This is a genomic window from Streptomyces sp. NPDC047841 (assembly GCF_040704085.1).
GTDB classification, from domain to species: domain Bacteria; phylum Actinomycetota; class Actinomycetes; order Streptomycetales; family Streptomycetaceae; genus Streptomyces; species Streptomyces argyrophylli.
The window spans coordinates 247641-272017 of sequence record NZ_JBEYRP010000006.1 but is presented as its reverse complement, the minus strand read 5'-3'; the positions used below and the strand labels follow the sequence as shown (position 1 = coordinate 272017).

At 70.9% G+C, this 24377-nt stretch carries 22 protein-coding genes, 1 tRNA gene and 1 pseudogene; 13 read left to right on the top strand and 11 right to left on the bottom strand.

The genetic code is table 11. The annotated features are described in order from the left end of the window. Positions 1 to 24: 24 nt before the first annotated feature. The 5 genes from acs to AB0947_RS11880 all read left to right on the top strand — a co-directional run bounded on the left by acs (position 25) and on the right by AB0947_RS11880 (position 5463). Complete coding sequence (gene acs, locus AB0947_RS11900; protein ID WP_366750204.1) at positions 25 to 1980, top strand: acetate--CoA ligase; 1956 nt, start codon at positions 25 to 27, stop codon at positions 1978 to 1980. Between the two features lie 229 nt (positions 1981 to 2209). Continuing rightward, positions 2210 to 3646, top strand: coding sequence for a Na+/H+ antiporter NhaA (gene nhaA / locus AB0947_RS11895; protein ID WP_366750202.1), 1437 nt, complete (start codon positions 2210 to 2212; stop codon positions 3644 to 3646). A gap of 66 nt (positions 3647 to 3712) precedes the next feature. Then, the gene (locus tag AB0947_RS11890; RefSeq protein WP_171154160.1) at positions 3713 to 4201 is read left to right on the top strand and encodes a phage holin family protein; all 489 of its coding nucleotides are present in this window, start codon (positions 3713 to 3715) and stop codon (positions 4199 to 4201) included. Then, a complete protein-coding gene (locus AB0947_RS11885) occupies positions 4198 to 5121 on the top strand; it encodes an alpha/beta hydrolase (RefSeq protein ID WP_366750201.1) in 924 nt (307 codons plus the stop codon). The genes AB0947_RS11890 and AB0947_RS11885 overlap by 4 nt, the downstream gene beginning before the upstream one ends. 162 nt (positions 5122 to 5283) lie before the next feature. Next, complete coding sequence (locus AB0947_RS11880) at positions 5284 to 5463, top strand: hypothetical protein (RefSeq protein ID WP_078629584.1); 180 nt, start codon at positions 5284 to 5286, stop codon at positions 5461 to 5463. A 15-nt stretch (positions 5464 to 5478) separates the two neighbouring features. Here the strand turns inward: AB0947_RS11880 and AB0947_RS11875 are convergent, their stop codons facing one another. From AB0947_RS11875 to nth, 3 genes are read right to left on the bottom strand one after another with little or no spacing between them, the layout of a single operon-like run. Further along, positions 5479 to 6678: a MarP family serine protease gene (locus tag AB0947_RS11875; RefSeq protein ID WP_366750200.1), complete on the bottom strand. Its 1200-nt coding sequence runs from the start codon at positions 6676 to 6678 to the stop codon at positions 5479 to 5481. Positions 6679 to 6691: 13 nt separating this feature from the next. Next, entirely contained in the window at positions 6692 to 7387 is a 696-nt protein-coding gene (locus tag AB0947_RS11870) for a CoA pyrophosphatase (RefSeq protein WP_366750199.1), read from the bottom strand. A gap of 54 nt (positions 7388 to 7441) precedes the next feature. Next, on the bottom strand, positions 7442 to 8524 hold the full coding sequence (gene nth, locus AB0947_RS11865; RefSeq protein WP_366750198.1) for an endonuclease III: 1083 nt from the start codon (positions 8522 to 8524) through the stop codon (positions 7442 to 7444). Between the two features lie 341 nt (positions 8525 to 8865). Here nth and AB0947_RS11860 point away from each other — a divergent pair, with 341 nt between their 5' ends. Next, positions 8866 to 9540, top strand: coding sequence for a Crp/Fnr family transcriptional regulator (locus AB0947_RS11860; protein WP_014674022.1), 675 nt, complete (start codon positions 8866 to 8868; stop codon positions 9538 to 9540). A 64-nt stretch (positions 9541 to 9604) separates the two neighbouring features. Further along, complete coding sequence (locus AB0947_RS11855; protein ID WP_366750197.1) at positions 9605 to 10423, top strand: nucleotidyltransferase domain-containing protein; 819 nt, start codon at positions 9605 to 9607, stop codon at positions 10421 to 10423. On the opposite strand, the gene AB0947_RS11850 is transcribed toward AB0947_RS11855, so the two are convergent. The 4 genes from AB0947_RS11850 to AB0947_RS11835 form a co-directional block, all read right to left on the bottom strand. Continuing rightward, complete coding sequence (locus tag AB0947_RS11850) at positions 10420 to 11271, bottom strand: MBL fold metallo-hydrolase (protein WP_366750196.1); 852 nt, start codon at positions 11269 to 11271, stop codon at positions 10420 to 10422. The two genes, AB0947_RS11855 and AB0947_RS11850, sit on opposite strands and share 4 nt — an antisense overlap. Next, positions 11268 to 12209 (bottom strand): NUDIX hydrolase, encoded by a 942-nt coding sequence (locus tag AB0947_RS11845; protein ID WP_366750195.1) that lies wholly within the window; start codon positions 12207 to 12209, stop codon positions 11268 to 11270. Before AB0947_RS11845 ends, AB0947_RS11850 begins: the two co-directional genes overlap by 4 nt. Before the next feature lie 68 nt (positions 12210 to 12277). Beyond that, complete coding sequence (locus AB0947_RS11840) at positions 12278 to 12742, bottom strand: RidA family protein (protein ID WP_014674018.1); 465 nt, start codon at positions 12740 to 12742, stop codon at positions 12278 to 12280. Continuing rightward, a complete protein-coding gene (locus tag AB0947_RS11835) occupies positions 12739 to 12909 on the bottom strand; it encodes a hypothetical protein (RefSeq protein ID WP_014674017.1) in 171 nt (56 codons plus the stop codon). The genes AB0947_RS11840 and AB0947_RS11835 overlap by 4 nt, the downstream gene beginning before the upstream one ends. A gap of 107 nt (positions 12910 to 13016) precedes the next feature. Here AB0947_RS11835 and AB0947_RS11830 point away from each other — a divergent pair, with 107 nt between their 5' ends. Continuing rightward, positions 13017 to 13994, top strand: coding sequence for an ArsA-related P-loop ATPase (locus AB0947_RS11830; RefSeq protein WP_366750193.1), 978 nt, complete (start codon positions 13017 to 13019; stop codon positions 13992 to 13994). Further along, positions 13991 to 15316 (top strand): ArsA family ATPase, encoded by a 1326-nt coding sequence (locus AB0947_RS11825; protein ID WP_366750191.1) that lies wholly within the window; start codon positions 13991 to 13993, stop codon positions 15314 to 15316. The genes AB0947_RS11830 and AB0947_RS11825 overlap by 4 nt, the downstream gene beginning before the upstream one ends. Positions 15317 to 15618: 302 nt before the next feature. Here AB0947_RS11825 and wblA read toward each other — a convergent pair whose 3' ends face one another. Continuing rightward, a complete protein-coding gene (wblA, locus tag AB0947_RS11820) occupies positions 15619 to 15957 on the bottom strand; it encodes a transcriptional regulator WblA (RefSeq protein ID WP_366750190.1) in 339 nt (112 codons plus the stop codon). Between the two features lie 491 nt (positions 15958 to 16448). Between wblA and AB0947_RS11815 the strand changes: the two genes are divergently transcribed. Further along, positions 16449 to 18800 (top strand): transglycosylase domain-containing protein, encoded by a 2352-nt coding sequence (locus tag AB0947_RS11815; protein WP_366750189.1) that lies wholly within the window; start codon positions 16449 to 16451, stop codon positions 18798 to 18800. A 93-nt stretch (positions 18801 to 18893) separates the two neighbouring features. On the opposite strand, the gene AB0947_RS11810 is transcribed toward AB0947_RS11815, so the two are convergent. After that, positions 18894 to 19361 carry a GatB/YqeY domain-containing protein gene (locus AB0947_RS11810; RefSeq protein WP_366750188.1) on the bottom strand — a complete coding sequence of 156 codons (468 nt, stop codon included), beginning with the start codon at positions 19359 to 19361 and terminating at the stop codon, positions 18894 to 18896. A gap of 93 nt (positions 19362 to 19454) precedes the next feature. Between AB0947_RS11810 and AB0947_RS11805 the strand changes: the two genes are divergently transcribed. From AB0947_RS11805 to AB0947_RS11795, 3 genes are all read left to right on the top strand, one after another. Then, positions 19455 to 20381 carry a metallophosphoesterase gene (locus tag AB0947_RS11805; RefSeq protein ID WP_366750187.1) on the top strand — a complete coding sequence of 309 codons (927 nt, stop codon included), beginning with the start codon at positions 19455 to 19457 and terminating at the stop codon, positions 20379 to 20381. A gap of 239 nt (positions 20382 to 20620) precedes the next feature. After that, on the top strand, positions 20621 to 21379 hold the full coding sequence (locus AB0947_RS11800; protein WP_366750186.1) for a Pr6Pr family membrane protein: 759 nt from the start codon (positions 20621 to 20623) through the stop codon (positions 21377 to 21379). 67 nt (positions 21380 to 21446) lie between these two features. Continuing rightward, positions 21447 to 21520 (top strand) — tRNA-Pro (locus tag AB0947_RS11795). Positions 21521 to 23113: 1593 nt separating this feature from the next. Here the strand turns inward: AB0947_RS11795 and AB0947_RS11790 are convergent. Both AB0947_RS11790 and AB0947_RS11785 read right to left on the bottom strand, forming a co-directional pair. Then, a pseudogene (locus AB0947_RS11790) lies at positions 23114 to 23287 on the bottom strand (site-specific integrase); the annotation flags it as partial. Positions 23288 to 23445: 158 nt separating this feature from the next. Further along, a complete protein-coding gene (locus AB0947_RS11785) occupies positions 23446 to 24342 on the bottom strand; it encodes a Mur ligase domain-containing protein (protein ID WP_366750185.1) in 897 nt (298 codons plus the stop codon). Between the last annotated feature and the right edge of the window lie 35 nt (positions 24343 to 24377).

Here is a 24377-nt window from a genome sequence, read left to right as displayed (position 1 = left end):
GACACCCTTCGAAAGGGAGATGTCGTGAGCAACGAGAGCCTGGCCAACCTGCTCAAGGAAGAACGCAGGTTCGCGCCGCCCGCCGACCTGGCAGCGCACGCCAACGTCACCGCGGAGGCGTATGAACAGGCCAAGGCTGACAGGCTCGGCTTCTGGGCCGAGCAGGCTCGCCGCCTGACCTGGGCCAAGGAACCGATCGAGACGCTGGACTGGTCGAACCCGCCGTTCGCGAAGTGGTTCAAGGACGGCGAGCTGAACGTCGCCTACAACTGTGTGGACCGGCACGTGGAGGCCGGGCACGGGGACCGCGTCGCCATCCACTTCGAGGGTGAGCCCGGCGACAGCCGTGCGATCACCTACGCGGAGCTGAAGGACGAGGTCTCCAGGGCCGCGAACGCCCTGCTGGAGCTGGGCGTGCGCAAGGGCGACCGCGTCGCCATCTACATGCCGATGATCCCGGAGACCGCGATCGTGATGCTGGCCTCGGCCCGGATCGGCGCCGCGCACTCGGTCGTCTTCGGCGGTTTCTCGGCGGACGCGCTCGCGACCCGGATCAAGGACGCGGACGCCAAGGTGATCATCACCGCCGACGGCGGCTACCGCCGCGGCAAGCCGTCCGCGCTCAAGCCCGCCGTGGACGAGGCGATCGGCAAGGTGGACAACGTCGAGCACGTCCTCGTGGTCCGCCGCACCGGCCAGGAGGTGGCCTGGACCGAGGGCCGGGACCTGTGGTGGGACGACGTCGTCGCCCGCCAGTCGGCCGAGCACACCCCGGAGGCGTTCGACGCGGAGCACCCGCTGTTCATCCTCTACACCTCCGGCACGACGGGGAAGCCGAAGGGCATCCTGCACACCTCCGGCGGCTACCTCACCCAGACGGCCTACACCCACTGGGCGGTCTTCGACCTGAAGCCGGAGACGGACGTGTACTGGTGCACGGCCGACGTCGGCTGGGTGACCGGGCACTCGTACATCGTGTACGGCCCGCTGGCCAACGGCGCGACGCAGGTGATGTACGAGGGCACGCCGGACACCCCGCACCAGGGCCGCTTCTGGGAGATCGTGCAGAAGTACAAGGTCACGATCCTCTACACGGCGCCGACCGCGATCCGGACGTTCATGAAGTGGGGCGACGACATCCCCGCCAAGTTCGACCTGTCCTCCCTGCGGGTCCTCGGTTCGGTGGGCGAGCCCATCAACCCCGAGGCCTGGGTCTGGTACCGCAAGCACATCGGCGCCGACAGGACGCCGGTCGTGGACACCTGGTGGCAGACCGAGACCGGCGCCATGATGATCTCGCCGCTGCCCGGGGTCACCGAGGCCAAGCCCGGTTCGGCGCAGCGTCCGCTGCCCGGCATCAGCGCGACTGTCGTCGACGACGAGGCGAACGAGGTGCCCGACGGCGGCGGCGGCTACCTGGTGCTGACCGAGCCGTGGCCGTCGATGCTGCGCACCATCTGGGGCGACGACCAGCGGTTCATCGACACCTACTGGTCGCGCTTCGAGGGCAAGTACTTCGCCGGTGACGGCGCGAAGAAGGACGACGACGGCGACATCTGGCTGCTGGGCCGGGTGGACGACGTGATGCTCGTGTCCGGGCACAACATCTCCACCACCGAGGTGGAGTCGGCGCTCGTCTCGCACCCGTCGGTCGCCGAGGCCGCCGTCGTGGGCGCCACGGACGAGACCACCGGCCAGGCCATCGTCGCCTTCGTCATCCTGCGCGGCACGGCCTCGGAGAACGAGGCGCTCCTCGTGGAGCTGCGCGACCACGTCGGCGCCACGCTCGGCCCGATCGCCAAGCCCAAGCGGATCCTGCCGGTGGCGGAGCTGCCGAAGACCCGCTCCGGCAAGATCATGCGCCGTCTGCTGCGGGACGTCGCCGAGAACCGCCAGCTCGGTGACGTGACCACGCTGACGGACTCCACCGTCATGGACCTCATCCAGGCCAAGCTGCCCGCGTCGCCCAGCGAGGACTGAGCGGACCAGGTCCGAGCGGTACGGGAGGAGTGAGCGGCACCCCGAGGGGCACCCGGGCGGCGAACGCGCCGGGTGCCCCTCGGGCGTCCACGGTGAAGATCAGCGGATCGCCTGGCCCGGGCGTGCGGCACTATGGGTAGGGTCAGCAAAGCGCCGCGCGGAGCGGCACTCCAGGTGCGCCGGGAAGTCTGGTCGGCATGTGAGTCCCGCCTGCCCCGGAGGTTCCCCCGTGACCGCGCCCCCCACCCGCCCCCGCACCGCCTCCCGCAAGGTCCTCGGCCGCCTGTCGCTGCCCGAGCGCTCCTTCGTCGCGGACGCCCTGCGCACCGAGACCGTCGGCGGTGTGCTGCTGCTCCTCGCCGCCGTGGCCGCGCTGGTCTGGGCGAACGTCCCCGGCATCCGCCACGGCTACCAGACGGCCGGCGACTTCCACGTCGGCCCCGGAGCCCTCGGCCTGCACCTCTCCGTCGCCCACTGGGCCGCCGACGGCCTGCTCGCCGTGTTCTTCTTCGTCGCCGGCATCGAGCTCAAGCGCGAGCTGGTCGCCGGTGACCTGCGCGACTCCCGGGCGGCCGTGCTGCCCGTGGTGGCGGCGCTGTGCGGGATGGCCGTACCGGCACTGGTGTACACCCTCACCAACGTCTTCGGGCACGGCTCCACGCAGGGCTGGGCGGTGCCCACCGCCACCGACATCGCTTTCGCGCTCGCCGTCCTCGCGGTCATCGGCACCTCACTGCCCAGCGCCCTGCGCGCCTTCCTGCTCACCCTCGCGGTGGTCGACGACCTCTTCGCCATCCTGATCATCGCGGTCTTCTTCACCGACCGGCTGGACTTCGCCGCCCTCGGCGGGGCCGCCGCCGGCCTCGCGCTCTTCTGGCTGCTGCTGCGCAAGGGCGTACGCGGCTGGTACGTGTACGTGCCGCTCGGGGTCGTCGTCTGGGCGCTGATGTACAACAGCGGCGTGCACGCCACCATCGCCGGCGTGGCGATGGGCCTGATGCTGCGCTGCACCACCCGCGAGGATGAGGAGGGCTCACCGGCCGAGCGCGTCGAGCATCTGGTGCGCCCCCTGTCCGCCGGGCTCGCCGTACCGCTGTTCGCGCTGTTCAGCGCCGGGGTGTCGATATCCGGCGGGGCGCTCGGGGACGTGTTCACGCGGCCCGAGACGCTCGGCGTGGTGCTCGGCCTGGTCGTGGGCAAGACGGTCGGCATCTTCGGCGGCACCTGGCTGACCGCCCGCTTCACCCGCGCGCAGCTCAGCGAAGACCTGGCGTGGGCCGACGTCTTCGCGGTGGCGACGCTCGCCGGGATCGGGTTCACGGTCTCGCTGCTCATCGGCGAGCTGGCCTTCGAGGGCGACGCCGTACTGACCGACGAGGTGAAGGCGGCCGTCCTCACCGGGTCGCTGATCGCGGCGTCGTGCGCGACGGTGCTGCTGAAGCTGCGCAACGCCAAGTACCGCGGGATGTGCGAGGAGGAGGAGCGCGATGAGGACCTCGACGGCATCCCGGACGTCTACGAGCAGGACGACCCGGCGTACCACCTCCGGATGGCCGAGATCCACGAGCGCAAGGCCGCCGAACACCGCCGGCTGGCCGCCGAAGCGCGCCACGGGCTTCAGGAAGTGCCGGGCGGGGCAGGCGAGGAGGACGGCCGTCCGGCATGATCTGACGAGACGGTACAAATCAAGACGGTACGCAAGACCCACGAGAGACCTCTGAGGGAGAACGCGATGAGCGCACCCGACGGCAGCCCGGTCGGCGCCGAACGCAGCATCGGCCAGCTGTTCGCCTCGGCGACGACCGAATTGTCGGCGCTGGTGCACGACGAGATCGCGCTGGCCAAGGCCCAGCTCAAGCAGGACGTGAAGCGCGGCGCGGTCAGCGGCGGCGCCTTCTCGATGGCGGGCGCGGTCCTGGTGTTCTCCCTGCCGATGCTCAACTTCGCCCTGGCCTACGGCATCCGCACCTGGAGCCACTGGAACCTGGCGATCTGCTTCGTGCTCTCCTTCGCGGCCAACGTGCTGGTCGCCGGCCTCCTCGCGCTCATCGGCACGGTGTTCGCGAAGAAGGCCAAGAAGGGCCAGGGCCCGCAGAAGGTGGCGGCCTCGATGAAGCAGTCGGCGGGCGTCCTGCAGAACGCCAAGCCGCACCCGCGTCCGGAGCTGCCCGAGGACCGGGCTCCCGCGGCCATCGAGGCTGTGGCACGCTCGTCGTCATGACGGACCCCGCCGCTCCCTCGGCCGTACGGATCGAAGGTCCCTGGAGCCACAGGGACGTCGCCGCGAACGGCGCGCGCTTCCACATCGCCGAACTCGGCGACGGCCCGCTGGTCCTGCTCCTGCACGGCTTCCCGCAGTTCTGGTGGACGTGGCGGCACCAGCTGACCGCGCTCGCGGAGGCGGGCTACCGGGCGGTGGCGATGGACCTGCGGGGCGTCGGCGGCAGCGACCGCACGCCCCGCGGTTACGACCCCGCCAACCTCGCGCTGGACGTCACGGGGGTCATCCGGTCCCTCGGCGAGCCGGACGCCGCGCTGGTCGGCCACGACCTCGGCGGCTACCTGGCGTGGACGGCGGCGGCCATGCGGCCCAAGCTCGTACGGCGCCTGGCGGTGGCGTCCATGCCGCATCCGCGGCGCTGGCGCGCGGCGATGCTGCGGGACGCCCGGCAGACGGCCGCCAACTCCTACATCTGGGGCTTCCAGCGGCCCTGGATCCCCGAGCGCCAACTGACCGCCGACGGGGGCGCGCTGGCGGGCCGGCTGATCCGGGACTGGTCCGGGCCGCGGCCGCCGGAGGACGCGGCCGTGGAGACGTACCGGCGGGCCATGTGCATCCCGTCCACCGCGCACTGCGCGATCGAGCCGTACCGCTGGCTGGTGCGTTCGCTGGCCCGGCCGGACGGCGTTCAGTTCTACCGCCGGATGAAGCGGCCCGTACGGGTGCCGACGCTGCACCTGCACGGCTCGCTGGACCCGGTCACCCGGACGCGCAGCGCGGCCGGTTCGGGCGAGTACGTCGAAGCGCCGTACCGCTGGCGGCTGTTCGACGGGCTCGGGCACTTCCCGCACGAGGAGGACCCGGCGGCGTTCTCCACCGAACTGATCAACTGGCTCAAGGATCCCGAGCCCGACCGATGAGGCGTCAGGCGCCCGACCGGTGACCGTGCGGTGAAGGTTCGATGCGCGGAGTATCCGATTTCCTGAACAGTTGTCCCCCGAACGGCCACATGCCCGCCGCATAGGCCAATTGGGGGGCGCACACGCGGTTATCGACCTTGGGGCGGGGGCACACGTCGGGGTATGGGCTGGACGCACGACTACAGTGACGCACCCCGCAACCGCCGCTCGGCCACGGGCCTGAGCACGCCTCAGCGAGGCACCCCGCAACTCGCGGAAGCGGACCTGCGGGTGGGAATCCCGCGCATCCTGCGCCGCCGGGCACGCTGGGTCTCGGTGCGCCTGCGTCACCCGCGGGGCTGAACGCGCCGCGTCGCTCTACAGGGCGCAGCTGTCCGTGCCCACCTGTTCGTTCGCCGTACGCCCCCGCTCGACGTCGGCCCGGATCTCGTCCGCCGTCAGGGCGTAGCCGGTGTCCGCGTCGTCGAGGGACTTGGCGAACACCACGCCGTACACCTTGCCGTCCGGGGTGAGCAGGGGGCCGCCGGAGTTGCCCTGGCGGACGGTGGCGTAGAGGGAGTAGACGTCGCGGCGGACCGTACCGCGGTGGTAGATGTCGGGGCCGTTGGCCGTGATGCGCCCGCGCACGCGCGCGGCGCGCACGTCGTACGAGCCGTTCTCCGGGAAGCCCGCGACGATCGCGCCGTCACCCCAGGTCGCGTCCCGCGAGGTGAACCGCAGGGCGGTCGCCCTCAGGTCCGGTACGTCGAGTACCGCGATGTCGCGCTTCCAGTCGTACAGGACGACCTTCGCGTCGTACCTGCGGCCCTCCCCGCCTATCTGCACGCGCGGCGCGTCGACCCCGCCGACGACGTGCGCGTTGGTCATCACGCGGCGGTCGGCGAAGACGAACCCGCTGCCCTCCAGGACCTTGCCGCAGCTCTGCGCGGTGCCGGTGACCTTGACGATGGAGCGCTGGGCGTGGAAGGCGACCGGGCTGCTCTCCAGGGCCGGGTCGGGCGGCTGCACGTCCTTGATCGGCTCGCTGGCGAACGGGCTGAAGACCTGCGGGAAGCCGTTCTGCGCGAGCACGGAGGAGAAGTCCGCGAACCAGGTGTCGGCCTGCGCGGGCAGCGCGCGGGAGACCCCGAGGAGCACCTTGGAGCCGCGCACCTCCCTGCCGAGCGTCGGCAGCGTCGTGCCGGCCAGGGCCGAGCCGATCAGCCAGGCGACCAGGAGCATCGCGACGACGTTGACGAGGGCGCCGCCGGTGGCGTCCAGGGCGCGCGCCGGGGACCAGGTGATGTGCCGGCGCAGCTTGTTGCCCAGGTGGGTGGTCAGGGCCTGGCCAACGGAGGCGCAGACGATCACGACGACCACGGCGACGACGGCGGCGGTGGTGCCGACCTCCGCCTTGCCGGTCACGGCGTCCCAGATGACGGGCAGCGTGTACACGGCGACCAGGCCGCCGCCCAGGAACCCGATCACCGACAGGATGCCGACGACGAAGCCCTGGCGGTAGCCCACCACCGCGAACCACACGGCCGCGACCAGCAGCAGGATGTCCAGCACGTTCACGGGGATCACCCTGTCATGCGTGCCAGTCGAGCGGGACCTGCTTGCCGCGGTCCCAGGGGCGCTCCCAGCCCGCGAAGTGCAGCAGGCGGTCGATCACGCCGGCCGTGAAGCCCCACACCAGGGCCGATTCGACCAGGAATGCCGGGCCGCTGTGGCCACGGGGATGGACGGCGGTGGCGCGGTGGGCGGGGTCCGTGAGATCCGCCACGGGGACGGTGAAGACCCGCGCGGTCTCGTTCGGGTCGACGACGCCGACCGGGCTGGGCTCGCGCCACCAGCCCAGCACGGGGGTGACGACGAAGCCGCTGACCGGGATGTACAGCCTCGGCAGCACGCCGAAGAGCTGCACGCCGGACGGATCGAGCCCGGTCTCCTCCTCGGCCTCGCGCAGCGCGGCCCGCAGCGGCCCGTCGCCCTGCGGATCGCCGTCCTCCGGATCGAGCGCGCCGCCCGGGAACGACGGCTGCCCTGCGTGGGAGCGCAGCGAGCCCGCGCGCTCCATGAGCAGCAGCTCCGGGCCGCGCTCCCCCTCGCCGAACAGGATGAGCACGGCCGACTGCCGCCCCGAGCCGTTCTCCGGCGGCAGGAAGCGGCTCAGCTGGAGCGGCTGGACCGTCTCGGCGGCGCGCACCACGGGCTCCAGCCAGTCCGGCAGCCCTTCCCTGCTGAGCGTCACCCGATCGCCCTGTGCCTCACTGGCCCACGTCATCGCCACCCCCGTCGCTCCGTCCTCTCCAACGCCGAAGGCCCCGGGATCGTTCCGTCACGCGGCCCCCAGCGGCGGCGCCGGCCGGCCGCCCGCGTCGAGGTAGGCCTGCGGGGGCTTCAGCCGCTGCCCCGGGAAGCCGCCCTTCTCGTACTTCAGCAGCTTCTTCGCCTTCTCCGGGTCGGTCTCGCCCTCGCCGTAGGCCGGGCAGAGCGGGGCGATCGGGCAGGCGCCGCAGGCGGGCTTGCGGGCGTGGCAGATACGGCGGCCGTGCCAGATCACGTGGTGGGACAGGTCGGTCCAGTCGCTCTTCGGGAAGAGCGCGCCGACGGCGGCCTCGATCTTGTCGGGGTCGGTCTCGTCGGTCCACCGCCAGCGCCGGACCAGCCGCTGGAAGTGGGTGTCCACGGTGATCCCGGGCCGGCCGAAGGCGTTGCCGAGGACGACGAAGGCGGTCTTGCGGCCCACGCCGGGCAGGGTGACCAGCTCCTCCAGCTTGCCGGGCACCTCGCCGCCGAAGGTCTCGACGAGCGCCTTGGAGAGCCCTATGACCGACTTGGTCTTGGCGCGGAAGAAGCCGCAGGGGCGCAGGATCTCCTCGACCTCCTCCGGGTTGGCGGCGGCGAGGTCCTCGGGGGTGGGGTACTTGGCGAACAGCGCCGGGGTGGTCTGGTTGACGCGCAGGTCGGTGGTCTGGGCCGACAGCACGGTGGCGACCAGCAGCTGGAAGGGGTTCTCGAAGTCCAGTTCCGGGTGGGCGTAGGGGTACACCTCGGCCAGCTCGCGGTTGATCCGGCGGGCGCGGCGGACCAGGGCGGTGGGGGACTCGCCGGACGGGGGCGCGACGGCGGTCTTCCTGACGGGGGCGGCCTTCCCGGCGGGCTTCCCGACGGACGCGGCCTCCTTCACGACGGCGGCCTTCTTCAGCGCCGGGGTCTTCTTGCCGGCGGCGGTCTTCTTCGCGGCGGCGGTCTTCTTCGCCGCAGGGGCCTTCTTCGCCGCAGCCTTCTTCGCGGCAGGGGCCTTCTCGACGGCCGCGGTCTCCTTGTCGGCCGCGGTCTTCGCGGCGGCCGGTGCCTTCTTGGCGGCGGGTGTCTTCCCGGCTGCCGACGCCTTCTCAGCCGCCGATGTCTCCGTCACGGCAGCGGCAGCCTTTTTAGCCGATTTGCCTGTTTTACTACTTCCACCGGAATCCTGTTCGCCCACAGCGGAATCATGACGTGCAACCACCCGCCCAGCCCCCTTGCCCTGTGCTCTCACCGGCGATTTGGACACCCGGCCAGCCTAAAGCCCGGCACCGACATCCGCGCCGGGCCCCGCTGAGCGGCCCCCGATCGGACCCCTGACGCTTACCCCGGGACCCCTGTGCGGCATCCTTGTGACAGATCACACTGTTTGGACCGTCCGGCAAAATGGGGAACACGGACCCCTGGCACACAGGGGAGCAAGATCCCCTGAGCAGGTCGACAAGGAGAGAACTCGTGGACGACGTTCTGCGGCGCAACCCGCTCTTCGCGGCTCTCGACGACGAGCAGGCCGCGGAGCTTCGCGCCTCCATGAGTGAGGTGACCCTCGCACGCGGCGACTCCCTGTTCCACGAGGGTGACCCGGGAGACCGGCTGTACGTCGTCACCGAGGGCAAGGTCAAGCTGCACCGGACCTCCCCCGACGGCCGCGAGAACATGCTCGCCGTCGTCGGCCCCGGCGAGCTGATCGGCGAGCTGTCGCTGTTCGACCCGGGCCCCCGCACGGCCACCGCGACCGCGCTGACCGAGGTCAAGCTGCTCGGTCTCGGCCACGGCGACCTCCAGCCCTGGCTGAACGCCCGGCCCGAGGTCGCCGGCGCCCTGCTGCGCGCCGTCGCCCGCCGCCTGCGCAAGACCAACGACGCCATGTCCGACCTGGTCTTCTCGGACGTCCCCGGCCGCGTGGCGCGCGCCCTGCTGGACCTCTCCCGCCGCTTCGGCGTGCAGTCCGAGGAGGGCATCCACGTCGTCCACGACCTCACCCAGGAGGAGCTGGCCCAGCTGGTCGGCGCCTCCCGCGAGACCGTGAACAAGGCGCTGGCGGACTTTGCCCAGCGCGGCTGGCTCCGCCTGGAGGCGCGGGCCGTGATCCTGCTGGACGTGGAGAGGCTGGCGAAGCGGTCGCGCTGACGCGGGTCCCGGCCGCCGGAAAACCCGGCTGCCCCTGCGCGTGGGCGGACGGCACAGTAGGTCCATGACCGTGCTCCCCGCCCCCGGTGGCGTCGACGCCCAGGGCCGTTTCGTCCGCGAAGGCTCCCTCGCGCGCGTGCGGCCCGCCTTCCGCCCGGTCGTGGCCGCCGTCCGCGACCGGCTGCCGGCCGCCCTCGGCACCCGCCTGCACAGCGCCTACCTCTTCGGGTCGGTCCCGCGCGGCACCGCGCGCGTGGGGCGCAGCGACCTGGACCTCCTGGTCGCGCTGCGCGAGGAGCCGACCGACGCCGACCGGGACGCCCTGCGCCTCCTCGGCGAGGCGGTCGACCGGGAGTTCCCGCAGATCGACGGCGTCGGCACACTGCTCTACGGCCGGGAGCGGCTGCTGAGCGACCTGGAACGCCATGACATGGGGTGGTTCGTCGCCTGCCTGTGCACCCCGCTGCTCGGTGACGACCTCGCCGCGCACCTGCCCCGCTACCGCCCCGACTCGCTGCTGGCCCGCGAGACCAACGGCGACCTCGCCCGGCTCCTGCCGCGCTGGCGGGAGCGGATCGCGGGGGCGCAGGACACCGAGGAGGCCCGCCGGCCGCTCGTGCGCTTCATGTCCCGGCATCTCGTCCGCACCGCCTTCACGCTCGTCATGCCCCGCTGGCAGGGCTGGACCAGCGATCTGCGCGAGATGGCCGCGGTGTTCGGCGCGTACTACCCGGGGCGGGCCGCACAGGTGCGTGCGGCGGCCGAGTACGGCTGCGAACCGGCCGGCGACCCGGACGTCCTGCGGTCGTACGTCGACGACCTGGGCCCCTGGCTCGCGGCGGAGTACACGCGCGTGCACGGCGAGAAGGCCCCGCGACCCTAGGGCAGGTCGTTCCCGGCCTGGATCAGCCCGTGTTCGCTGAGGTAGTCCAGCTGGGCCCGGACCGACAGTTCCGCCGCCGGCCACAGCGAGCGGTCGACGTCGGCGTACACGTGGGCGACGACCTGGGCCGGGGTGCGGTAGCCGTTCTCGACCGCCGTCTCCACCTGGGCGAGCCGGTGGGCGCGGTGGGCGAGGTAGAACTCGACGGCGCCCTGGGCGTCGTCGAGGACCGGCCCGTGGCCCGGCAGGACGGTGCGCACGCCGTCGTCCACCGTCAGGGACCGCAGGCGGCGCAGGGAGTCGAGATAGTCGCCGAGCCGGCCGTCGGGGTGCGCCACGACCGTCGTGCCGCGCCCGAGGACGGTGTCGCCGGTCAGCACCGCCCGGTCGGCCGGGAGGTGGAAGGACAGCGAGTCCGCGGTGTGCCCGGGAGTCGGTACGACCCTCAGCTCCAGGCCGCCGACGGTGATGACGTCTCCGGCGGCCAGACCCTCGTCGCCCAGCCGCAGGCCCGGATCGAGGGCACGCACGCGCGTGGCGGTCAGTTCGGCGAAGCGGGCGGCGCCCTCGGCGTGGTCGGGATGGCCGTGGGTGAGCAGGGTCAGGGCTATGCGCTTGCCGGCCTTCTCGGCGGTGTCCACGACGTTGCGCAGATGGCCGTCGTCCAGCGGCCCGGGGTCGATCACCACGGCCAGGTCGGAGCCGGGCTCGGCGACGATCCAGGTGTTGGTGCCGTCCAGGGTCATCGCCGAGGGGTTGGGCGCCAGCACGTTGACGGCCCGTTCGGTGGCCGGGCCCGAGAGCGCTCCGCCCCGGGGCTGGCCCGGCAGGGCTGCTGCGTCGGTCATGCGGGGCCTCCACCGGTCGTGTCAGCGGGCGCCGGTACGGCCGTCTCGGCCGAGGCCGGCACGGGTGTCCCGGCGGGCGTCGGGGCGGTCGGGACGTGCTTGGTGAACTCGTCGTGCCCGGGCCAGGACAGGACGATCCCGCCGTCCTGGAGGCGGGCCCGGGCGAGCACCGGGGTCATGTCGCGCGCGGGGGCGGCGGCCAGCGCCTCGGCGGCGGTGCGGTACGGGAGCAGCTGGCGCAGCGTGGCGACGGTGGGCGGCATCATCAGCAGCTCGCCCTTGTCGTACCCGGCGGCGGCCTCCTCGGGGCGGATCCACACCGTGCGGTCGGCCTCTGTGGAGGCGTTCCGGGTGCGCTGCCCCTCGGGGAGGGCGGCCACGAAGAACCAGGTGTCGTAGCGGCGTGCCTCGAACTCCGGGGTGATCCACCGCGTCCAGGCGCCCAGCAGGTCCGAGCGCAGCACCAGGCCGCGCCGTTCGAGGAACTCGGCGAAGGACAGCTCGCGCGCGACCAGGGCGGCGCGGTCGGCCTCCCAGTCGTCGCCGGTGGTGTCGCCGACGACCGACCGCGGGCCGGGGCCGGCCAGCAGCACGCCGGCCTCCTCGTAGGTCTCCCGCACGGCCGCGCAGACGATCGCCTGGGCGCCCGCCGCGTCGACGCCGAGCCGTTCGGCCCACCACGCGCGCGTGGGGCCCGCCCAGCGGATCTGCCGGTCGTCGTCCCGCGGGTCGACACCGCCCCCGGGGTACGCGTACGCGCCTCCGGCGAAGGCCATGGAGGCGCGTCTGCGCAGCATGTGGACGACCGGCCCGTCCGGGGTGTCCTTCAGGAGCAGCACCGTGGCCGCGCGCCTCGGGGTCACCGGGGTGAGGGTGCCGTCCGCGAGCGCGCGGATGCGGTCGGGCCACTCCGGGGGGTACCACTGACCGTTCGCCATGGCCGGAGGCTATCCCGTGTAGGGCGAATGTTCGAGAGGTGCCCGAGGTCAGCGGGCCTGCCGGGGGTCTACCGGTCCAGCTCGACCTGGATCTCCACCTCGACGGGCGCGTCCAGCGGCAGCACCGCGACGCCGACCGCGCTGCGGGCGTGCACGCCCTTCTCCCCGAGCACCTCACCGAGCAGTTCGCTGGCGCCGTTGACGACACCGGGCTGACCGGTGAAGTCGGCCGCCGAGGCGACGAAGCCGACGACCTTCACCACGCGCGCGATGCGGTCCAGGTCGCCGACGACGGACTTCACGGCGGCGAGCGCGTTCAGCGCGCAGGTGCGGGCCAGCTCCTTGGCCTCCTCCGCCGTGACCTCGGCGCCCACCTTGCCGGTGACCGGCAGCTTGCCCTCCACCATCGGCAGCTGGCCGGCGGTGTAGACGTACACCCCCGACCGCACGGCCGGCTGGTACGCGGCCAGCGGCGGTACGACGTCCGGCAGGGTCAGGCCCAGTTCGGCCAGCTTGGCCTCGACCGCGCTCACGCGTCCGCCTCCGGCTTCTCCCGCTTCAGGTACGCCACCAGCGACTCCGGGTTGGGCCCGGGCACGACCTGGACGAGTTCGTAGCCCTGGTCGCCCCAGCTGTCCAGGATCTGCTTCGTGGCGTGGATCAGCAGCGGCACGGTCTGGTATTCCCACTTCTTGGTCATGGGGGCGACTGTAGCCGCTGTGACCGGGGGGTCCGGCGGCCCACCACGGCCCCCGTCGTCCACAGCCTCCCGCGTGAGTTTCGCCCGGACTGGTTAGTCTCGAAGATGTGAGCAGGCTCCAGGTCGTCAGCGGCAAGGGCGGGACCGGAAAGACGACGGTCGCCGCCGCACTCGCGCTGGCCCTCGCCACCGAGGGGAAGCGCACGCTCCTCGTGGAGGTCGAGGGCCGGCAGGGCATCGCGCAGCTCTTCGAGACGGAGGCACTTCCGTACGAGGAGCGGAAGATCGCGGTCGCTCCGGGCGGCGGGGAGGTGTATGCCCTCGCCATCGATCCGGAACTGGCCCTTTTGGACTATCTCCAGATGTTCTACAAGCTCGGCGGCGCGGGCCGGGCGCTGAAGAAGCTGGGCGCGATCGATTTCGCCACCACCATCGCGCCCGGTCTCAGGGACGTCCTGCTGACCGGCAAGGCGTGCGAGGCGGTGCGCCGCAAGGACAGGTCGGGGAGGTTCGCCTACGACTACGTCGTCATGGACGCCCCGCCGACCGGCCGCATCACCCGCTTCCTGAACGTCAACGACGAGGTGGCGGGCCTCGCGAAGATCGGCCCGATACACAATCAGGCGCAGGCCGTCATGCGGGTGCTGAAGTCACCGGAGACGGCCGTGCACCTGGTGACCCTGCTGGAGGAGATGCCGGTCCAGGAGACCGCCGACGGCATCGTCGAGCTCCGCGCGGCACGGCTGCCGGTGGGCCGGGTCATCGTGAACATGGTCCGGCCGGAGGTGTTGGACGCGGCCGATCTGGAACTCGTACGGACCGTGGAGCGTTCATCGGTCGCACAGGCGCTCTCGGCGGCCGGTCTGGGCGGGGCCCGGCGCGGCGGGAACGCCGAGAAGCTGGTGGACCCGCTGCTGGAGCAGGCCGCGGAGTACGCCGAGCGGTACGCGCTGGAGCAGGAGCAGCGCGCGGTCCTCGGCGAGCTGGACCTGCCGCTGCACGAACTGCCGCTGCTCGCCGAGGGCATGGACCTCGCGGGCCTGTACGAACTCGCCACCGAGCTGCGGAAGCAGGGGTTGTCATGAGTGCGGACCCGGCCGGCGCGCAGGACGCCGCCCCCCACCAGGACGCGGCACGCCCGCGGCTCTCCCCCGCGCGCGTGCTGGACGTCGATCCGCTGCTCGACGACCCGCGGACGCGGATCGTGGTGTGCTGCGGCGCGGGCGGGGTCGGCAAGACGACGACCGCGGCCGCCCTCGGGCTCCGCGCGGCCGAGCGGGGCCGCAAGGTGGTCGTGCTGACCATCGACCCGGCCAAGCGACTGGCCCAGTCGATGGGCATCGACTCCCTCGACAACGTGCCGCGCAGGGTGAAGGGCACGGAGGGCGACGGCGAGCTGCACGCCATGATGCTCGACATGAAGCGCACCTTCGACGAGGTCGTGGAGGCGCACGCGGACCGGGAGCGGGCCGCCGCGATCCTGGCGAACCCCTTCTACCAGTCGCTCTCGGCGGGCTTCGCGGGCACGCAGGAGTACATGGCGATGGAGAAGCTGGGCCAGCTGCGGGCGAAGGACGAGTGGGACCTGATCGTGGTCGACACCCCGCCCTCCCGCTCGGCGCTGGACTTCCTGGACGCGCCCAAGCGGCTGGGCTCCTTCCTGGACGGCCGGCTCATCCGGCTGCTGACCGCCCCGGCCAAGCTGGGCGGCCGCGCGGGGATGGCCTTCCTCAACGTCGGCATGTCGATGATGACCGGCACGCTGGGCAAGCTGCTGGGCGGTCAGCTGCTGAAGGACGTGCAGACGTTCGTGGCCGCGATGGACACCACCTTCGGAGGCTTCCGCACACGCGCGGACGCCACCTACAAGCTGCTCCAGGCGCCCGGCACGGCGTTCCTGGTGGTGGCGGCGCCGGAGCGGGACGCCCTGCGCGAGGCCGCGTACTTCGTGCAGCGGCTGGCCGCGGAGGACATGCCTCTGATGGGCCTGGTGCTCAACCGGGTCCACGGCAGCGGCGCCGGGGGACTGTCGGCCGAGCGGGCGCTCGCCGCCGCGGAAAATCTTGAGGACCCCCGCATTGTCGATCAGGGGGACGGGAAAGCTGGACTTCGTAACTCTCCCGACACATACGGCAGTTCACGAACTCCCGATGCCGCCGCTTCCGAGGAAGGCTCCCCCGCCGACACGGAGCGCTCTGTCGACCGGCTCACGGCGGGACTGCTGAGGCTGCACGCCGACCGCATGCAGCTGCTCTCGCGCGAGCAGCGCACGCGTGACCGCTTCACCGCCCGTCACCCCGAGGTGGCGGTGGCGGAGGTACCGGCGCTGCCCGGTGACGTCCACGACCTCGTGGGCCTGCGCGACATCGGTGACCGCCTGGCGGCGGGGCGGCCGGACCACACGTAAGCCGAACGCACGCGAACCAGGGGGCAGGTGGCCGGACCACAGGACGCGGTAGACCAGGCGCGGCAGACCAGCACGCGGTGGACCAGGCGCGGCAGACAGGAGGCCGCTCACCACCGGATGCCGCCCATCACAGGGCGCGGCGGACCACAGGAACGGCAGTCACGCGCCGTCACACGCGCCAGGCTCCGCGCACGCGCGCGGAAGACGCGGGCGGACGGCTGCCGAAGCGGTACCGGGCCAGGTGCCCGTCACCGGACCAGGTGCCCGTGATGTGCTCAAGGAGCGCGCCCCGGAGGGTGCCCTCAGCTCACCGCCGCGTAGTTCTCGTACACCTCGTCGTTCTCGAGGGGCACGATGCCCGCGCCCCGCTCGTACTCCGAGCGGGCGGTCTCCAGCAGTCTCCGCCAGGAGGTCACGGTGGGCCGCCGGCGCAGCAGTGCGCGGCGCTCGCGCTCCGTCATGCCTCCCCACACGCCGAACTCGACGCGGTTGTCCAGCGCGTCCGCCAGGCACTCCGTGCGTACCGGGCATCCGGTGCACACCGCCTTGGCCCTGTTCTGCGCTGCTCCCTGAACGAACAGTTCATCCGGATCGGTAGTGCGGCAGGCAGCCTGCGCACTCCAGTCGGTTACCCAGCCCATACCGGCGCCGTCCTCTCCCGAATCGAGGCTCCCCCACGGCGGCAGCGGCATATTCACCGCCGCCAGTTGAGGACGTTACGGAAGGTGGGGACAGCGCAACACCCCCTGCGGGCCCAATCTTGAATGGTCCGAACGGACTATGGGTAAGCGGCAGATCACCCGCGGGAGTGAGCTGGCGACATGCGTGACCATCCCGGCAAAGCGGGACAGTGGTGGTGCGTCACATCGGGCGCCAGGTGACACACGAGGCGGAATCGGGCTCGCCCTCCTCAGGGAACGAGCCGTCCCTGGGAAGTCCGGGCCCCGTCCGTAACGATTCGGGTTCGCCGGACGTATAGCCGCATGACCGCTCAGCTGTGACAGTTGAGAGCAGCTTAGGCCAAGGCCTGGGCATGTGTCCGGCGAATGAGAACGCCGGCCCCCTCCGCTTTGCCGTGCCGTGACGCGGTCGCTCCTTAGGAACGCTCAACAGTACGGATTAGGCTGCCCCCATGCCAAAGAAGCGCCCGGGCGGCGGTCTGTCGCCCATGCAGCAGGCCGCCAAGTTCCTCGGTGTCAGTGTGCTCGCCGGAGCCGTGATGGCGGGCATCGCGCTGCCCGCTGCCGGCGCGCTCGGCCTCGCGGCCAAGGGCTCGGTCCAGGGCTTCGACGAGATCCCGGCCAATCTGAAGAGCCCCCAGCTGAGCCAGCGCACGACGATCCTGGACAACCAGGGCAAACAGATCGCGACCGTCTACTCCCGCGACCGTACGGTGGTCGACCTCAAGGACATCTCGCCGTACATGCAGAAGGCGATCGTCGCGATCGAGGACTCGCGCTTCTACCAGCACGGCGCCGTAGACCTCAAGGGCGTGCTGCGTGCCCTGAACAAGAACGCGCAGGAGGGCGGGGTCGCCCAGGGCGCCTCCACGCTCACCCAGCAGCTGGTGAAGAACTACTTCATCGAGGAGGCCGGCGACGACCCGACGAAGGTCGCCGAGGCCACCCAGCAGACCCTGGGCCGCAAGATCCGCGAGCTGAAGTACGCGATCCAGATCGAGGACAAGCTCGGCAAGAAGAAGATCCTCGAGAACTACCTGAACATCACCTTCTTCGGCGAGCAGGCCTACGGCGTCGAGGCCGCCTCCCAGCGCTACTTCTCCAAGCACGCCAAGGACCTCAACCTCCAGGAGTCGGCCCTGCTGGCCGGCATCGTGCAGTCCCCGAGCCGCTACGACCCGGTGAACGACGAGGCGGAGGCCACCAAGCGGCGCAACACCGTCCTCCAGCGCATGGCGGAGCTCGGCGACATCTCCCAGAAGGAGGCCGACCAGGCCAAGGAGAAGCCGCTCGGCCTGCACACCAGCCGCCCCAAGAACGGCTGCATCACCGCGGTGAAGGGCGCCGGCTTCTTCTGTGACTACGTCCGCCAGGTCGTCCTCACCGACCCGGTCTTCGGCAAGAGCAAGGAGGCCCGGGCCAAGCTCTGGAACCGGGGCGGCCTGACGATCCGTACGACGCTCGACCCGCAGGCCCAGCAGTCCGCGCAGGCCTCCATCAAGGACCACGTCTACAAGAGCGACGCCGTGGCGACCGCCGCGACCATCGTCGAGCCCGGCACCGGCAAGATCCTCGCCATGGGCCAGTCCCGCCCGTACGGCGTCAACGTCAAGAACGACGAGACGACGATCAACCTGTCCGTCAACGGGGGCATGGGCGGCGGCGCCGGCTACCAGCCCGGCTCCACGTTCAAGCCGATCGTCGCCGCGGCGGCCATCGAGGGCGGCAAGCCTCCGACGCAGGAGTACTCGTCGCCGTACGAGATGACGTACCCGAGCCCGGTCTCCGCGTGCGACGGCAAGACCTGGCACGACGACCCGAACAAGCCCACCAAGCTGACCAACGAGAACGAGTCCGAGCACGGCCCGTACGGCATGAAGGAGGCGACCGCCAAGTCGGTCAACACCTACTACGTGCAGCTGATCAGCGACATCGGCATCTGCCCGGTCATCGACATGGCCAAGAAGATGGGCGTGCAGCGCGCCGACGGCCGCAACATCCAGCAGGCCCCCTCCATCGCGCTCGGCACCCAGGAGATGTCCCCGCTGACGATGGCGAACGCGTACGCCACCTTCGCCTCGCGCGGGATGTACTGCACCCCGATCGCCATCGAGTCGGTCACCAAGAAGGCCGGCAGCGAGCGGAAGTCCCTGCCGGTGCCGAAGTCGACCTGCTCGCGAGCGATGTCGGAGCAGACCGCCGACACGGTCAGCACCCTGCTGAAGGGCGTGGTCGAGGACGGCACGGGTCAGGAGGCCGGTCTCGGCAGCCGCCCGAGCGCGGGCAAGACCGGTACGACGGACGAGCGCTTCGCGGCCTGGTTCGTCGGCTACACCCCGAACATGGCGGGCGCGGTCTGGGTCGGCGACCCCCAGCACAGGCGGAAGATGACCAACATCACCATCGGCGGCGTCCCGCACGACAAGGTCTACGGCGGTGAGGTCCCGGGCCCGATCTGGCGCGACATGATGAGCGGCGCGCTGGAGAACAAGCCCGTCGAGGACTTCCACCTGGTCGACATCCCCGACGACACCCACGAGGGTGATGATCCGGGAAAAGGCGACGGGGGGACGGAGGACGGCAACAACGGGGACACGACGGGACGGCTGACCGGCGGACCGACCGGCGGCCCGACGGACGGGGGAGCGACGGACGGCACCACGGGTGACGCGACCGGCGGCACCCTCGGCGGCACGTTCCCGACCCCGACCATCTCCCTCCCCGGCAACTTCATCCAGGGCCAGGTGAACGGCGGGAACAACGGCCACGGGCACGGGGGCGGGGGCGGGGGCGGGCGGAGGTAACCGCCGTCGCCTCACGTCAGCGGGGCCGCACCCGTCACCCGGGTGCGGCCCCGCTGACGTACGCCGTGCTGCCCTGACGTACGAGGTGGTCGCTCAGCCCTGAAGGAGCTTCTTCACCGCGGCGGCGACCCGGCCGCCCTCGGCCTGGCCGGCCACCTTCGGGTTCACGATCTTCATGACGGCGCCCATGGCCCGCGGCCCCTCGGCACCGGCCGCCTTCGCCTCCTCGACGGCCTCGGCGACGATCGCGTCCAGCTCCTCGTCGGACAGCTGCTTGGGCAGGTACCCGGCGAGCACCTCGCCCTCCGCCTTCTCCCGCTCGGCCTGCTCCGGACGGCCGCCCTGCGCGAAGGCCTCGGCGGCCTCACGGCGCTTCTTGGCCTCGCGGGTGATCACCTTCAGCACCTCGTCGTCGGAGAGCTCACGCTTCTCCTTCCCCGCGACCTCCTCCTTGGTGATCGCGGAGAGCGTCAGCCGGAGGGTCGAGGAGCGGAGCTCGTCGCGCTCCTTGATCGCGGCGTTGAGGTCGTCGTGCAGCTTCGACTTGAGCGTGGTGGTCATGGCCCGATTGTCGCAGGTGCACCGCCCGGCACGCCCGCCGATTTACCGGGCGGCGGGTCTCACCACCGCCAACGCGTCTGACACGATGGGCACATGCGCGCGCGATACGGAATCCCCCTGGGAATCGTGGCGGCCGGCGCCGCCGGCCTGGTCTATGCGGCGGGCTTCGAGGCCCGTTCCTTCCGCCTCCGACGGGTCACCGTCCCCGTCCTGCCCCCGGGCATGCGCCCGCTGCGCGTACTGCAGGTCTCCGACATCCACATGGTGAGCGGGCAGCGCAAGAAGCAGCGCTGGCTGCAGTCGCTGGCCGGGCTGCGGCCCGACTTCGTGATCAACACGGGCGACAACCTGTCGGACCCCGAGGGCGTCCCCGAGGTCATGGACGCCCTGGGCCCGCTGATGGAGTTCCCGGGCGCGTACGTCTTCGGCTCCAACGACTACTACGGCCCCAGGCCCCGCAACCCCGCCCGCTACCTGCTGGAGAAGACCAGCGGCCGGCACGGCCTGAACGGCAACCCGCCGGTGGTCGGCGCGATCCACAACCCGTGGCAGGACCTGCGGGACGGCTTCGACGAGGCGGGCTGGCTGAACCTGACGAACACGCGAGGCGTCCTGAAGGTCGAGGGCGTCTCGATCGAGCTGACGGGCCTGGACGACCCGCACATCAAGCGCGACCGCTACGCCCAGGTGGCCGGCGGCCCCTCCGGCTCGTACGACTTCTCGCTCGGCGTGGTCCACGCGCCCTACCTGCGGGTCCTGGACGCGTTCACGGCGGACGCCTACCCCCTGATCCTGGCCGGCCACACCCACGGCGGCCAGCTGTGCATCCCCTTCTACGGCGCCCTGGTCACCAACTGCGACCTGGACACGGACCGTGTGAAGGGCCTCTCCACGCACACGGCGGAGGGCCACACCTCCTACCTCCACGTCTCGGCGGGCTGCGGCACCAGCCGCTACACCCCGGTCCGCTTCGCCTGCCCACCGGAGGCGACGCTGCTGACGTTGGTGGGGAGGGAGTAAGGGAGGTGGGGGCTGGGGCGTGTGATGGGCGGGGACTGATGGGCGGGGAGGAGTGAGTAAGAGGGAGGGATAAGGCCGCGGGGGCACCGAGCGACAGAGGCCCGAGCCTGCCGGCGCCCACGCGAAGGGGTCCCTCGCCCGGCCCAGCCTCTCCCCACTCTCCCCCGTACCTTCCCCGCCCTCCCCCATACGGACGAGTCCACATGGCCGCCCCCCTCCCCCGCTCCTAGCGTGAGGGCATGACCGCCCCGATACCCAGGGAGATCCCGGACCTGCCCGCGGTCCCGGCCCCGCCCGTGCTGCTGCCCGCCCCGGTCCCGGCCACGGCGGTGGTGGCCCCGGTCCGCCGCCCCCGGGCCGCGGTGTTCCGCCTGGTGACCGCCGTGGCGGCGGCCGCCGGCGTCGCGCTGGAACTGCTGCTGGGCCCCCCGGCCGACATCCTGAGCTACTTCAGCGTCCAGGCCGGCATCCTGCTGACCGTGGTGATGCTCCTGTCCGCGTCGAGGGCCTGGAGAGCCCGCCGCCCGCTCCCGTCGGCCGTGACAGGCGCCACGCTCCTCTACGTCGTGACCTCGGCCCTGGTCTACCACCTGCTCCTGGCCCACACGACGCCCCCGTTCTCCATGACCGGGGCGACGGCACCCCCGGAGCGCTGGCACGCCCAGTGGGCAGCGCTCCAGGTCCTCCACCTCGTGGTCCCGGTGGCGGCCCTGCTGGACTGGCTCCTCCTGACCCCCGCGGGCCGCCTGCACCTGCGCCAGGCCGCGGCCTGGCTCCTCTACCCCCTGGCCTATCTGGTCTTCTCCCTCACGAGGCCCGCGTTCCTGCCACCGGCCGACCCGTCCCGGTACCTCTATCCCTTCCTGGACGTGGCGACCCACGGCTACCGCAGCACCCTGGCCAACGCCCTCCTCATCGGCCTCGCGATCTACGCCCTGGCCGTCCTCCTGGTGGCCCTCGACCACGCCCGCCCGACCCCGGTCCGCCACCCCGCCTGAAACCGGATTTCGTCTACAGCCACCGGTGGGCTAAAGTAAACGACGTCGCCGCGGGAAGCAGCGACACCGGGGTGTAGCGCAGCTTGGCAGCGCGCTTCGTTCGGGACGAAGAGGTCGTGGGTTCAAATCCCGCCACCCCGACGCCGTAGTACCAGGTCAGGGGCTCGATCCGCTTAGTGGGTGGGGCCCCTGACCCGTTTGCGTGACTATCTGCGCGACCCCCGATGAGCACGAGCGTCACGCTTCGACGTCGAGGAGCGCCGAGCGCCCGACTGAACGAGCCTCAGCGCACCGCGTGCTCGATCGATTCCGACTCACCAGTGCCGCGTGATCGCTACGCCTCCGACCGGTAGAGCAGAGTTGACGGATCTGCCCACGCGGCACCGCAAGACATGCTGAAGTAGATGCTCGGCACAAGAGGCCAAAGCTCAGCTGGCCATCACTGTCGCCTTGGCAGCGAATTCACACAGTCAACGCACGGGGGGTGGGGTGACTCCAGGTCGGGAGAAATTTATAGAGTGGACGCTCTTCGGCCTATCAGCGGCTGGAGCCGTCGGGGCGTTCATTACTGGCACACTTGCCGGAGACGCCCACGGCTCATGGAAATGGCGGCTCATTGCAATCGGCGTTCTGTCGACTGCTATCCCCGTTATGAACGCTAGGTATGAGAGCAGAAAGACCGAGTTGGTGCAAAGACGAACACTCGAACTGACTCGCGAGGTTGGGCGCAGCCAAGAGCAACTCCTCTCAGGCATCACTCTAAGCGTTCGACATGTGGCCAGAATCAGCGGCCTATCGGGCGGGGCAAGTCCTACAGAAATTGCGGCCGCACGAGGACGATTAGATCAATCCATCGTCTTCGCCACATCGGAGATACATTCGGGCGCGCACGCAGCCTTCTATCGTTGGGATGCTTCCACCGGAGACTTCATCCTTACAGCGGAAAGACCTCTAGGGGCCGCAGAAAAAATATCTCCTGGAGATCACGGGCACAGTGCCTTCCGAGCTGTCGTTAACAGCGGAAGCGTCTTCCATCGAGCAGCCACGAGAAGTCCCTTGCGTCGCCCCACTCCCACCGACCCAGACCAGGCACTTGTTCTAGTACGCGTGGTGGCCGACTCAACTGCGCTAGGGGTGCTTGCCGTTGACGCAAGTCATGACACGTGGAACTCTGGGGATAAGGACTTTTCTCAGCGTGAAGTTCGACAAGTGCTGCTGTATGCAGACACGCTGGCCGCCGGCTTGATCTGAGATCTAAGGAGGTAGGGGCGATGGCCGCCGCGCGAAGGCGTAGCCCTATCCGGCCCGACGATGATCCCGGTGACCCCGACTTCCGGACTCCTGGGCGTCGAAATGAAGACTCATACGACGAAGAATCCGTACAGCAGAGCCTGACTCCTGCGAGTACGTACTACATCGCTAGCGCCGAGGCCGAAAGAGTGACCGACGAATACCTGACCAACCAGGTACAGAGAATTCAACAGGAAACGCCCGGGACACGCGGTGCATTAGTGGTCAGTGTGCTGGCAACCGCCGCTATGGGAGTAATCCTCACTGTTTCCCAAAACCTATGGGCCATTCTCCCCGCGACTCTATCAGTAGCGACAGGGGTAACTGGTTTCCTGCTGAGATACAGGGCATCATCTCGGTAACCCCTGACTGGAGATGAACACAACAGGTCGCGGCCGGGGCAGAACGTGGCCCCGACCACGATCGATTCACCTGCCCGCCCCGAAATATCTCGTTCATTGCGGTCGCCCCGGTCTGGATCACGGGCCGGATCTGCTTCCGGTAGGCATCCTCGGTCACAGCCGTCCCGGAGTGCCCGACGAGCCGAGAGATCTCCTCCAGGGGGACGCCCCGGTCGGAGAGCAGCGAGACGAAGCTGTGCCGCAGTTCCCAAGGTGTCGCCGTCAGCCGGGTGCGACCGGACGGCTGGAACACCGTGGTCACCCGGCCCTGCTCCCCAGCCAGGGAGCGCACCGCCGCGAGGTCCGCGCGGACCTCGTCGGGGTGGTGGGCGAACGAGTCGTGCACCCGGACCCCGGCCGCCTAGAAGGCAGGCGTCACGCGCCGCACCCCGCCGTCGAAGTACCGCAGTTCCTCCCCCGCCGCCGCAGTCCCGGCCCGGGGGTGTGCAGGGTGGTGATCGCGGCAGCCGCATTCAGAAGCTGGTGCACGTTCTCGGTGCGCAGCGCGAGGTCGTACTCCACACCGCCCGACCCGACGAGGACCGCGCTGCTGCGCCCACTCCCAGTGGAGACGTTGGTCAGCCGCCAGTCCGCGGACGGCGATACGCCTAAGGTCACGACCCGCGGTCCGTCCTCCGCCGTGACCATCCGGGCGGCGAGTTCCCGCCCGCCCGACGAGTCGACGCCGAGCACCAGCGTGCCGCCTCCGCGCAGGCCAAGCGCGAGGCAGTCCTCGAAGGCGTCGACGACATCCTTCTCCCCGGCGTAGTTCTCCGGGTGGTCGTGCGCGATGTTCGTGACGACGCCACATTCATGCCCACCCGACGTGCGAACGGTCCGACTCATCCACCTCCGCGACGAAGTAGTCACCGCGCCCGGTGTGACCGCCGCTGCCCAGCACGTCGAGGTCCGCACCGATTCCTGCCCGGCGCGGGCCAGCACGAAGGCCAGCGTCCCCGCGGTGCTCGACCTGCCGTGTGTCCCCATGACGGCGATCGACCTGTTCTTCTCTGCCATCAGCGCGTTCAGGACCGCCGATCGGTGCACGACCGGCACGTTCAGGGCTCGCGCCGCCGGGATCTCCGGGTCGTCCGGACCGATGGCGTGGGTGAAGACGACGGCGGTCGCGTCCGTCGGCACATTCCCGGCCGCATGCCTGGTATGCACCCGCACGTCCAGGCGCGCCAGCGCCTTCAGTGCCTCCGACGCCCGCACGTCGCTGCCGGACACGGTGAACCCCCGCCCGGCGCACACCGGAGCCACCGGGGGCATGCCGCCCCGCCGGCGCCGACGCAGTGCAGTCGGCT